The following is an 11,745-nucleotide window of genomic DNA, read 5'->3' as shown; positions in this document are numbered from 1 at the left end:
GAGGCTTTAGCCGAATTGAACGAAGTTAAATCCGCGCGATTGGTTTTTTAATTACACTTAAGCATAATACTCTATTTCAATATACTTCAGACCATTTTCTTCATAAAAATCAAGTAAAACTTTATGTTTTAAATTTGAATTCATCAATGTGATAATACCTGATGGATCATCTTCAAAATTAAAATGGAAATTAAAAAACTCTAAAGAATCTATTAGCAATACCCCACAATCTACTGAAAAAAAGGTACATAAATATATCCTATCATCTGTATCTAATTTTTCTAAAATATATTTTTTTAATTCTTCTTTAGCATTGAAAAAAACTCTAATTGAAGACTGTAATTGTAACATCTTTCCTTTTTCAATTATACTATCCGTTTCTATAATAGATAAAATTCTAATCTCATTTTCATTTAATGTAGTTATTCTCTTAATAATATCTGTATATTCTTTTAGATATTTTCCCCCATAAAGACGACGTTTTTTTTGTTCTAAACTCTCTAACATCAGTAATTAACTTTAGATTTATTATTAATTAATTTTAGTCTTCCATAACTATTCATTCTCCACTAACAAACCTCTTTGATCTGTTTTGGAAAGTTGGGGTTTCAAATGAACATAGTTCTCTACATTAATCTTACAATTATATTAAGCATTATTTCGACTTATTATCAGAACTTTTATAATAAACATCTAAGACCCTATAATACTTATTGCTATAATCCTTACTATCGCGAATCACACCTTTCCACAGTGTGTCATTATGCACTATAATGCTAGCTTTTCCAAATTCCCCCACTCTGCCGATAGGGTTCAATTCAATCATATCTAATTTATAAAAACGATCAATCTCTAACTTATAAAGGCTTCGTTCATTTGTACTTGATCTTGAATACACCTTATCATTCTTAGTGATTAAAACTAAAGTATCTCCTAATTCGTCAACTCCTTTAACATTATAATATTTTCTTTTTTTATCTATACTAATTATTCTAACATTTTTAGACAAAACCTCAGAATAATACGGAATAACGTCTTTTTGGCTACCGCATGATAAACAAACAATACAAAACATAGTAAAAAATATCTTTTTAAAATCCATCATTATGGTTATGGGTGATGAGGGTTATGGGTTATGGGTTATGGGTTGTGGATTAAGGGGTTATGGTTGTGAGGTATGGGTTAAGGGTTTTGGTTAAGAGGGATGCGGCTATGAGTATAGTGTCTCTGATTTCATCTTTAATCGATAAAACCCCCGATTTCACAAACTTCACAAAGCACAAACCTCACAAAAAACACACCTCACTCAGATACTCTCTTTTTAATTCAGTCGTGTTTTATAAATGCTCTACTATTAAAGGTCTTCAAGCTTAAAAGCTTCTTTTGTAGTTTTATTATTTTCTCTTACAAAGTAATATGGAAAATACCCCTTTTTATATTTGATATTATTTTTTTCAAGGAATTCATTAAGTAAAGGATCATTATAATCGAATATAATCCAGTCATCGTTTAAAAATCCAAATTTCTGATTTCTATAACCTGTTTTATATTTTTCCAATTCTTCCAACTTATCTACAAAAGCTATTTTTTTATCATAGTTGGTTAATTCATTTAAACTTTTAAAACTTACTAAACAATGACCACATGCTAAAGAGGTGATGGTAAAAAAACCGTTTGCATGCTCTATTTCTGACAATGTATATTGATTTCCTTTTATATCTTTTATCTCTGTATTGTCAATGACATACTCATCTCCCGTAGCGCTGACTAAAATAATATTATCCGTTTTGTATCCTAATTCACTTACAATTTTTTTAATTATTTCGTTATACTCCTCTGTCCCTTGTGGGTACGCTTTTTCCAATAAAGCATCATCCCAGTATTTCAATGCTCCATATTCATTAAAACTCATGGTCTCCATAAATTTTTCATAGTCTTCTTTATCTAACTTTTCAATTTTAGGTAAATTGGATGAAATATAAACTTCTTTTTTGTTTTGTTGTTTGCCAAATGAGCAAAACATAAGAGAAAGTAAGATTATAGTAACTAATTTCATTTTTAAATATTTAGTGGGTTAATTAATAGACGTGAGTAAACTATAGTATTTGGAATTCGCGTCCTTAAAACAACCTCCATTATAGTTATTTGCTTCTTTGTCTCTCATTAATAAATTGCCATTTACTTTGAATTTTCCAGTAGAAGTATTTTTAACATTTTCAATCACATCCTGATCATCCACTGAGCTAACTAAAATGACATTCTTAGCATTATACCTCAATTTTTTGATTGTGTTTTAACCATCTCCTTCTATTCATTTGCCACTTGCGGAGACTTCTTTTCCATCCAAGCATCATCCCAAGATACAAGTGCTTCAGACGAATCAAATTTCATAGTACTTCTAAAAGTTCCAACATCTTGTATAAGCTACTGATGAAAATACAGGTTGTGCACATAACAACACCTTTTTTTATGACTTATATTTTTGATTTTTTTCAATATAGTTATTTATTTTAACATAAAAAAACAAAACATTTTTTCAAAGGAAAATAGTATCCTTCTAATTTTAATGAAACGTTTTATAAGGGGTGTGGGTTATGAGGTATGGGTTATGAGGTATGGGTTATGAGGTATGGGTTATGAGGTATGGGTTATGAGGTATGGGTTATGAGGTATGGGTTATGAGGTATGGGTGTTCTCTTTTTATTCTCTTTAATCGATCAAACCCACGATTTCACAAAGCACAAACCTCACAAAGAGCAAACCTCACAAAGAGCAAACCTCACAAAGAGCAAACCTCACAAAGAGCAAACCTCACAAAGAGCAAACCTCACAAAGAGCAAACCTCACAAAGAGCAAACCTCACAAAAAACAAACCTCACAAAAAACAAACCTCACAAAGCACAAACCTCACCACCTAGCGTGAGCGCGGGATGCGACCCTTCCTTCGTCAGGGGGACATACAGAGCGGAGCAACTGATTAGAGTATTGCTTTTTTGTTTTTTGTAAAGTTGTAGCGTTTATCGATTAAAGACGATTTACAACAAAGCCTCTCGCAACAAGAGAGATGGTGAGTAAACCTCACCCCCTCATCACCTCACCTTCTCACAAAAAAAAAGAGAGAATGAAAACTCATTCTCTCTTTTCGGGTGATTAATGGGTTTCGAACCCACGACCTTCGGAACCACAATCCGACGCTCTAACCAGCTGAGCTATAACCACCGTGTTTATTTTTTTTGGGTGACTAATGGGTTTCGAACCCACGACCTTCGGAACCACAATCCGACGCTCTAACCAGCTGAGCTATAGCCACCGTGTATTTTTTTGGAGGTGTCTTAACACATTCACCTTTTTTGTTTGTATGGACGATGCGAGCATCAACCGCTACATGTATTTTTTTTGGGTGATTAATGGGTTTCGAACCCACGACCTTCGGAACCACAATCCGACGCTCTAACCAGCTGAGCTATAACCACCGTATTTGTCTTATTTTGACGCTTGCAAAGGTAGCCATATTTCCTTACGTTGCAAGCATTTTTTTAAAAATTTTATACCAAATCATCTAAACGATTGACTGCCAAATATCTTTCTACTGTAAATCCTTCCGCATGTTCTTTATTTATCAAGCGACCTAGGTCTTGTGCGCGATACACGATACTATCCAAGAAATTTTTGGAAGTAATTGGCGTTGAGGGTTCTTTGGAGTTTGCATCGTAAAATTGCGTGCCATACGCCAAAACAGCTTGTACTTTCTGATCGATGAATCCAGTTACATCCACGACAAAATCAGGTTCAATATTTTTCCATTGGATGTAATGATACACCAATTTTGGACGCCAAGCTTCTTGCTCTACCCCATTTACTGTGGTTTCAATACGTCTCAATCCCGCTAAAAAACAAGCATCAGAAACTAATTTACTTCCTTTGCTGTGGTCAATATGGCGATCGTCGATTGCATTACACAGTACGATTTCTGGTTTGTACTTGCGAATCATTTTAATGACTTCTAGCTGATGGGCTTCGTCATTTACAAAAAAACCATCGCGAAAACCTAGATTCTCACGTGCAGACACACCTAAAATCTGAGCAGCTGCAGCGGCTTCTTGCGCGCGAATTTCCGCACTTCCTCTTGTTCCTAATTCCCCACGGGTTAAGTCGATAATTCCAACTTTCTTTCCTCCGTGAATTTCTTTTGCTAATGTGGCTCCACATCCCAATTCTACATCATCTGGGTGAGCTCCAAAGGCTAATATATCTACTTTCATCTGCTTAAAATAAAACTTTTTTCATTGTGGTGGACTTGTTAACGGTTTCAACAAACTCACTCGTCGGATCACTGTCTTCCGTTACTCCACACCCAATATATAAATTAACGTGATCTTTCTCTATTTCCATGCATCTCAGGTTGACGAATAACTGACTGTGTAATTCACCTGTTGCTGTAGGGCTATTCAATTCGCCAAGGTATCCCGCATAGTATTTACGCGCATAGCCTTCTTCTTTTAACAAGAAGTCACGACTCACCTCTTTCGGCATGCCGCAAACGGCTGGCGTTGGATGTAAAGCCTCTACAACGGTCTGCACATTTACTTCTTTCAGCTCTGCTTCTATGTTCGTACAAATGTGCATTACTTTAGCCGCTCGTTTAGTAAAGGGATCTGACACTTGAATACGCGTACTCAACGGTTGTAGTTTGTCTACAATAAACTCCGTTACATAGCGCTGTTCCTCTTGTTCCTTTTCTCCCCAACGTACCTCCTCTTTGCCGTGATTGACCTGTGTACCGGCCAAAGCCATCGTATGTAAGGTTTGTCCTTTCAGCTCCACTAAAGTTTCAGGAGTCGCCCCCATCCACAATCCGATTTCAGGATGATACACCACATAGCAAAACGCTTCTGGATACGCCATCAGCAACTTGGTAAACAACGGCTGAATATCGTTGATCTCCAAAGCGACTTCCTCTTTTCTTGCAGGCACTACCTTGCTAAATTTCTCGTCTTTGATAGCAGCAACACAGCGCGTTACCAAATCTTCAAAATTAGCCTTTGCTGGTTGCGCTTCATAATCTAGCTCAAAAGCAGCAGATTCAAAGGGTTGCTCCGCAACCTCCTCTTCTATTCTAGTAGCATGAGCCAGGGGTATATAAAAGCGAATGCCTTCGTAAAAAGGCGCTACTATAAATCCGGATGTTGTAAAAGGGTTGACTTGGTGCAGGGTGGTATCGTGTTGAAACAAGCCGATTACATGGGGTTGACCTGGTTTTTTATAGAGTACAAAAGGTTTATCTTCTGCTATCTGTTGGGTCCATGTCTCGTATAATCTCATTCTCCCTTGTTTTTATCAATTACAATATTGGTGATTTTACACACCGACAACAAGACGTCATTTTCATCTGTAATTCGTATCTCCCATAAGTGTAAGGTACGTCCACGGTGTATTAATCGCGCGGTTCCAGTTACAAATCCCGCTCTTTTACTTCGCACGTGATTGGCTGATATCTCAATTCCTCTTATTTCTTGTTGCGTTGGATCAATGAGCATCAAAGAAGCGCCACTCCCCAAACTTTCGGCTAGTGCAACCATCGCACCACCATGAAGTAAACCCGCTGGTTGATGTACACGTTCATTTACGGGCATTTTTGCCACTAAAAATTCAGGACCTGCATCAATATATTCAATTTGCAATGTCTCCATCAGCGTGTTCTTACACACCTTCGCATACATTGCTAATACCTCTTCTTTATTAAAGTCCTTTCTTCTTTTCACATGCATAATATAACTAATTTTAGGCGTCTTAAAAGTAAGCCAAAAAAGATGGACTTCCCTTAAAAATATTATAATTCTTTCTTATTTGAAAGTGCCATTGCATTTCTTCTGCTCCAAGGCTCCCGTGTATGCCATTTTTTTAGTATTTTTAAGCCCTTAAAATAAAGAACCAATTTTATTGTAAGGAAACGGCAATGGAAGATATCCAAAAAGAAGTTCATAAAGCTTTTGAAGTAATTAAAAATGGCGGTATAATTTTGTATCCAACAGATACCATTTGGGGGATCGGCTGTGATGCGACCAATAGTGAAGCCATTAAAAAAATATATCAACTAAAACAACGTGCAGAAAGCAAAAGCATGATTGTATTAGTCAACGGTGATCGCTTGTTGCATCGCGTTTTTCACAATATTCCCGAAGTGGCTTGGGAGATTCTCGAATTTAGCGACAAACCGACAACCTTAATTTTAGACAATCCCAAACTAGTGGCACCAGAGATTATTTCTGCAGACCAATCCTTAGGCGTACGCATTGTCAAAGATCCGTTTTGCTATAACTTGATTGAGCGCATGAAAACCCCTCTTGTTTCTACTTCAGCAAACATCAGTGGCTATCCTTCGCCTCAGAATTTTATGGACATCGATTTACGCATTATTGAGGGAGTGGATTATGTGGTAAACCTCAAACAGCAGGAAACCAAGCCCAATAAACCTTCAACTATCATTAAATTAAAAGAAAACGCACAGGTAACGATTATACGCAAATAGTCTGTGCCATTTGACATTATGACTCAAGAACACCCAACCTATAAAGAAGCACTACAACATCCCATTTTTGAGATTATTACCCAGGCGGCAACAAACCTACAGGTAGAAGCTTATGTAATTGGCGGTTTTGTACGCGATTTTTTACTGCAAAGAGATTCGAAAAAAGACATTGACATTGTTGCTGTAGGCAGCGGTATTGCCTTAGCTTTAGAAGTGTCTAATTTACTGCCAAATCATCCGAAAGTACAGGTTTTTAAAAACTACGGTACGGCTATGTTGCGCTACGATGATATTGACATTGAGTTTGTGGGTGCCCGAAAAGAGTCCTATCACTTTGACAGTCGCAAGCCTGTTGTGGAGGACGGTACACTAGAGGACGATCAAAACCGAAGAGATTTTACAATAAATGCCTTGGCGATTTCGCTAAGTGCAGCAAACTACGGTCAACTCATTGATCCGTTTAACGGCGTTGAGGACCTTAAAAACAAAATAATCCGCACCCCGCTAGATCCGGATATAACCTATTCTGATGATCCATTGCGCATGATGCGTGCTATTCGATTTGCAACACAGCTCCATTTTACGATTGAAGAAGCTTCTTTAGCCTCGATTACTAAAAACTGTGAGCGCCTTGAGATTATCTCTGGAGAACGCATAGTCGATGAGCTTAACAAAATACTACAGGCAGATGTTCCTTCAACGGGATTCTTACTGCTGTACAAAACAGGATTACTCCACCTTATTCTTCCAGAATTGATTGCTTTAAATCAAGTAGAGGAAATAGAAGGCCATACACATAAAAACAATTTCTACCATACCCTAGAGGTCGTAGATAATATTGCGCGCAATACAGACGATGTATGGCTGCGCTGGGCTGCTTTATTGCACGACATCGGAAAAGCACCGACCAAGCGTTTTTCTAAGCGACAAGGTTGGACCTTTCACGGCCATGAATTCTTAGGTGGCAAGATGGTAAAGAATATCTTTACCCGTTTGCATATGCCATTGAATCAGAAGATGAAATTTGTACAAAAAATGGTGATGATGAGTTCACGCCCTATTGTACTTTCACAAAAAGAAGTAACTGATTCTGCTGTTCGCCGTTTGGTATTTGATGCGGGTGAACACGTAGAAGATTTGATGACGCTTTGTGAGGCAGATATTACAACGAAGAATCCAAATAAGTTTAAAAAATACCACCAAAACTTTCAGATGGTACGCCAGAAGATTGTAGAAGTGGAAGAACGAGATCACGTGCGCAACTTCCAACCCCCTATTACAGGAGAGGAAATCATGGCTCTCTTTAACCTCCAACCTTGTCGAGAGATTGGTACATTAAAAGAAGCCATCAAAGAAGCTATTCTAGAGGGGGTTATCCCGAATGAATATGAGGCGGCTTATGATTTTATGCTTGCAAAAGCAACGAAAATGGGACTAACAATTGTAAATAAATAATATGATGAAAAGCTCTTTTTTACCATTGGCAAAACTATCCTTGGTATTGGTGTACCTGGTTATTTTTGCTGGGGCGGCAGTTCGAATGACTGGTTCCGGAATGGGATGTCCAGATTGGCCGAAGTGCTTTGGTTACTACATCCCTCCTACGGATGAGGAAGTATTAACTTGGCAACCTAATCGAGAATACAAAAAGGGACAAATGATTATTCACGATGAAGCGCTTTGGAAAGCCAAAGATACCTTCACCACTCCTTCTCTTTACGATGAAGCACATTGGGAGAAATACACCAAACACGACTATGCAAAATTCAACCCCCAACACACCTGGACGGAATACATCAACCGCTTATGTGGTGCTGTAGCCGGATTGGCTTGTTTGGCGTTGGCCATTGCTTCGTTTGGGTATTGGAAAACAAGAAAGAAATTAGTCTTTGCTTCTTGGTTGGTGGTATTCTTAATGGGATTCCAGGCTTGGCTTGGTGCTACCGTCGTATTTTCTGTATTAAATCCGCTTAAGATTACTGTACACATGGTGATGGCGCTTGTTATTGTAGCCTTGTTAATCAACATCATCAAAGTAGCCAAAGCAAAAACAGAAATTAAAAAATACAACGCTACCTTCCGCGTATTAACAGTAATTACCTTATTACTTACGTTGGTACAAGTTGTATTGGGTACACAGGTACGCGAATTTGTAGATGAGCAAGTAAAAGCGGGAATCACCAACGAATACTTGTGGTTAAATACGCCTACGCTCGATTTCTACATTCACCGTAGTTTCTCTATTTTAGTGTTTGTACTCAACTTCTACTTGTTCTTCTTAAACAGACAGTTGAACTTGGGCTTCTCTAAAGTGAAATGGGTAGCTATTCTACTTGTTTTAGAGATTCTAACAGGAGTATTGATGCAATACGCACATTTCCCATTCGGTTCTCAAACGGCGCACTTGGTGCTTGCCTCTATTCTTTTTGGAGTGCAATATTACTTGTTCCTAGAGGCAAGAAAATGCTACTATAGCGGAAAAAGTTCATTAGATTAGTATCTGATACAATATCAAACAAAAAAAGGCGTTTTTCTTTATAGATGAGGAAAACGCCTTTTTTTATCTACAATATCACCTTTCTTACTAAAAATAAAGCTAATATTAGTTTAAATCATTTGGAACTTAGGTTAAAAACCTTGTAAATTTGGCCTAACTATCAAAAGTTTTCTTTGTATTGTATTGCATCTTACCATCGCGCATTTCATACAATCCTAAACTTTTAACCCCCAATGCTATGACAACAACGAAAATTGGTATCACATTTAGTTCTTTTGACTTGTTACATGCAGGTCACATCAAAATGCTAGAAGAGGCAAAACGCCAGTGTGATTATTTAATCGTAGGTCTACAAACTGACCCGACTATTGACAGACCAGAAAAGAACAAACCGACTCAAACTGTAGTTGAACGCTACATTCAATTGAAAGGTTGCAAATTTGTAGATGAGATTGTACCGTATACAACGGAACAAGATTTAGAAGATATTCTACGTGCGTTCCATATTCACGTCCGTATTCTTGGTGATGAGTATGCAGAGAAAAACTTCACAGGTAGAAAATACTGCGAAGAAAAAGGAATCGAATTCTATTTCAATTCGAGAGATCACCGTTTTTCTAGTAGCTCGCTACGCAAAGAAGTAGCAGAAAAAGAAAATGGTAAGGTAATTGCCATATAGTGAGGTTTGTGCTTTGCTCTTTGTGAGGTTTGTACTTTATAAGAGTAAACTTCTTTCAAAGAAAAATCTTACGATTTTCACAAAAAACGAATTCACAAATTCACAAAAAAAAAATAGCCATTCCTTTTTAGGGGTGGTTTTTTTTGTGAGGTTTGCTCTTTGTGAGGTTTGTACTTTACTCTTTGTGAGGTTTGTGCTTTGTGAAATCGTAGGGTTTATCGATTAAAGAAGACGAAATCAGACTATACCGCATCACCCATAACCTTAATCCCCATAACCATAATGATGAGATAAGTCTGTACCCATACCCCAAAACTTTTTCATAGCAGAGAATAGAAAACCAGTTTACTTAAAAGGCAAAAACATATTTACAAAAGACAATTTAACCCCAACGTAAGTCAAATAAAGAGCGTCAAATGTTTGAAAAGGTTGTAAAAATAAAAGGTGTTTGAGCGTAGCGAGTTCTTTTATTTTCAGACTTGAAAACTAATTTGACCTTTATTTGAGTTAGTTGAAGGGTTTTTTGTTTCTTTTTTACCCTTTAAAAAAGAAAAAGTTGTGCTTTGTGAGGAGCTAAAAAGCTCCTAAAATCAAAAAAAAAACTGCTTCAGGAAAGTATACTGAAGCAGCTGTGATAAATACGGTACAAGATCATTCGATGTATCTTATTTCATTAAGATCTTCATAGTAAGGATCGGTGATAAAATTTTAAGAAACTTCAATTTTGTTCGAATACTTCGAATTTTATCTTTCCCTTATTTATCAGGTGTAAACAAAAACAAATTTTATATTGAGGGTCTTACCACATAATAAAGCACACTCTTCTTGAAGAACAAGAAACGTTTAACCGTACGTTCTTCTCTTTTAATAATAAAGTCTTCTTGAATTAAGCGATAATGCAACCCTTTGGGTAACGTGGATAAAGCAACATAATTCTGTCCTTGTTTCTTCTCTTTCTCCAGTAAGAGTAAAAACTGTTCAAAATCATCAGAACATTCTGACAATTTCAATTGTTCAAATGCTGATTCTAACATTTTATTAATAATTTTGTTTTAGTAAGATGTTGTAAATATATCAAATAATTTGACAAAATCAACAGTTTTCCTCAATAAAAACGGGCTTTTAGAGCATTTTCACAAAGAAACCAACAAAATCTTACTTTAACAAAAAACTAACATTATTTTGCTATTCTTTCGACTTAATTTTGCTGTATATTAAAACATTATGATTATTTATTGTTTTATTATAAAGCTAACTTCATATTCTTTCTTTTTAATTATTTAATCACTTCTTTTATTTCTCATTCTTTCATCTTCCTTTTTCTGTAACTTTTCTCTTTACTCCTCTACCTTTTGGCGTTGTTTTTAGCCCTATTGGATGCTCTCCTCCAAGTTCTACTGTTCTACCTTAAAAGAGTATACTGTCTTTTTAAAAAAAAGAAAGTATCGTATCGTTTTCTCTATTCGTTTAATGGTAAAATTTTCCTGAATTAAACGATAATGTAAAGCAATTGGAATCGATGATAAAGTGAGGTAGTTTCTTCCTTGTTTTTTTTCTTTTTCTAATAAAACTAAAAACTCCTCAAAAAAATCATTCTGTTTCAATGCTTCTAAATGCAAGACAATTGAATCTATCATATTCTTTAGTTTTAGAAAGTTAATATCCTTGCAAATATAACAACAATTACACGAAAAATAAATAATATTTTCAACAATAAAACAAAAACACAAAATAATTCACTAAAAAAAGAACGAAAAGCTACATTTTACACCTAAAAAAATACTTTTTTTTTAACACTTTGATTCTTTGTAAGAAAAAAACGCAAGAAAAGCCCTTTTTTAATTAAAAAAACATAAAAATACAAACATAACAACCTGACAACAAAGTAGTTATATGACAAAATAGGATTATTCAACACTTCCTCTCCCTGTAATTCTCCTCCTGTAAGGATAAGTGTTTTTTATACTGCACAAAATGTGGATAAGGAGGGATCGCATCTGTTACTCCACACAGCACCCTCACAGCATTGTGTGAGCGCGG

At 36.1% G+C, this 11,745-nt stretch carries 13 protein-coding genes and 3 tRNA genes; 4 read left to right on the top strand and 12 right to left on the bottom strand.

Annotated elements, in window-relative coordinates:
• Nucleotides 1–57: 57 nt before the first annotated feature.
• From ACUTSE_RS17805 to ACUTSE_RS17760, 10 genes are all read right to left on the bottom strand, one after another.
• Nucleotides 58–507, bottom strand: coding sequence for a hypothetical protein (locus ACUTSE_RS17805; RefSeq protein ID WP_445641225.1), 450 nt, complete (start codon nt 505–507; stop codon nt 58–60).
• Nucleotides 508–655: 148 nt separating this feature from the next.
• A complete protein-coding gene (locus tag ACUTSE_RS17800; RefSeq protein ID WP_445641224.1) occupies nt 656–1,105 on the bottom strand; it encodes a hypothetical protein in 450 nt (149 codons plus the stop codon).
• A gap of 249 nt (nt 1,106–1,354) precedes the next feature.
• Nucleotides 1,355–2,056, bottom strand: a complete 702-nt coding sequence (locus ACUTSE_RS17795) for a hypothetical protein (protein ID WP_445641223.1) — start codon at nt 2,054–2,056, stop codon at nt 1,355–1,357.
• 18 nt (nt 2,057–2,074) lie between these two features.
• On the bottom strand, nt 2,075–2,278 hold the full coding sequence (locus ACUTSE_RS17790) for a hypothetical protein (protein WP_445641222.1): 204 nt from the start codon (nt 2,276–2,278) through the stop codon (nt 2,075–2,077).
• Between the two features lie 867 nt (nt 2,279–3,145).
• Nucleotides 3,146–3,219: transfer RNA gene (locus tag ACUTSE_RS17785), tRNA-His, on the bottom strand.
• 17 nt (nt 3,220–3,236) lie between these two features.
• Nucleotides 3,237–3,310, bottom strand: a tRNA-His gene (locus tag ACUTSE_RS17780).
• A gap of 89 nt (nt 3,311–3,399) precedes the next feature.
• Nucleotides 3,400–3,473, bottom strand: a tRNA-His gene (locus ACUTSE_RS17775).
• A gap of 72 nt (nt 3,474–3,545) precedes the next feature.
• On the bottom strand, nt 3,546–4,262 hold the full coding sequence (bshB1, locus tag ACUTSE_RS17770) for a bacillithiol biosynthesis deacetylase BshB1 (protein ID WP_002991771.1): 717 nt from the start codon (nt 4,260–4,262) through the stop codon (nt 3,546–3,548).
• A gap of 4 nt (nt 4,263–4,266) precedes the next feature.
• Nucleotides 4,267–5,322, bottom strand: a complete 1,056-nt coding sequence (locus ACUTSE_RS17765; protein WP_445641221.1) for an isochorismate synthase — start codon at nt 5,320–5,322, stop codon at nt 4,267–4,269.
• Nucleotides 5,319–5,768, bottom strand: a complete 450-nt coding sequence (locus ACUTSE_RS17760; protein WP_002991767.1) for a PaaI family thioesterase — start codon at nt 5,766–5,768, stop codon at nt 5,319–5,321. Before ACUTSE_RS17760 ends, ACUTSE_RS17765 begins: the two co-directional genes overlap by 4 nt.
• Before the next feature lie 188 nt (nt 5,769–5,956).
• On the opposite strand from ACUTSE_RS17760, the gene ACUTSE_RS17755 reads away from it, so the two are divergent.
• The 4 genes from ACUTSE_RS17755 to ACUTSE_RS17740 all read left to right on the top strand — a co-directional run bounded on the left by ACUTSE_RS17755 (nt 5,957) and on the right by ACUTSE_RS17740 (nt 9,705).
• Nucleotides 5,957–6,529, top strand: a complete 573-nt coding sequence (locus ACUTSE_RS17755; RefSeq protein ID WP_002991765.1) for an L-threonylcarbamoyladenylate synthase — start codon at nt 5,957–5,959, stop codon at nt 6,527–6,529.
• Nucleotides 6,530–6,547: 18 nt separating this feature from the next.
• The gene (locus ACUTSE_RS17750) at nt 6,548–7,984 is read left to right on the top strand and encodes a CCA tRNA nucleotidyltransferase (protein ID WP_445641220.1); all 1,437 of its coding nucleotides are present in this window, start codon (nt 6,548–6,550) and stop codon (nt 7,982–7,984) included.
• A 4-nt stretch (nt 7,985–7,988) separates the two neighbouring features.
• On the top strand, nt 7,989–9,026 hold the full coding sequence (locus ACUTSE_RS17745; RefSeq protein WP_172462222.1) for a COX15/CtaA family protein: 1,038 nt from the start codon (nt 7,989–7,991) through the stop codon (nt 9,024–9,026).
• Between the two features lie 238 nt (nt 9,027–9,264).
• Nucleotides 9,265–9,705 (top strand): adenylyltransferase/cytidyltransferase family protein, encoded by a 441-nt coding sequence (locus ACUTSE_RS17740; protein ID WP_115090066.1) that lies wholly within the window; start codon nt 9,265–9,267, stop codon nt 9,703–9,705.
• A gap of 785 nt (nt 9,706–10,490) precedes the next feature.
• Here ACUTSE_RS17740 and ACUTSE_RS17735 read toward each other — a convergent pair.
• On the bottom strand, nt 10,491–10,739 hold the full coding sequence (locus ACUTSE_RS17735; protein WP_115090065.1) for a hypothetical protein: 249 nt from the start codon (nt 10,737–10,739) through the stop codon (nt 10,491–10,493).
• 360 nt (nt 10,740–11,099) lie between these two features.
• Nucleotides 11,100–11,342 (bottom strand): hypothetical protein, encoded by a 243-nt coding sequence (locus ACUTSE_RS17730; protein WP_002991757.1) that lies wholly within the window; start codon nt 11,340–11,342, stop codon nt 11,100–11,102.
• Nucleotides 11,343–11,745: the final 403 nt, after the last annotated feature.

It is taken from the genome of Myroides sp. TSA_177.3 (assembly GCF_052691955.1).
This window is presented reverse-complemented; position numbering and strand designations above follow the sequence as displayed.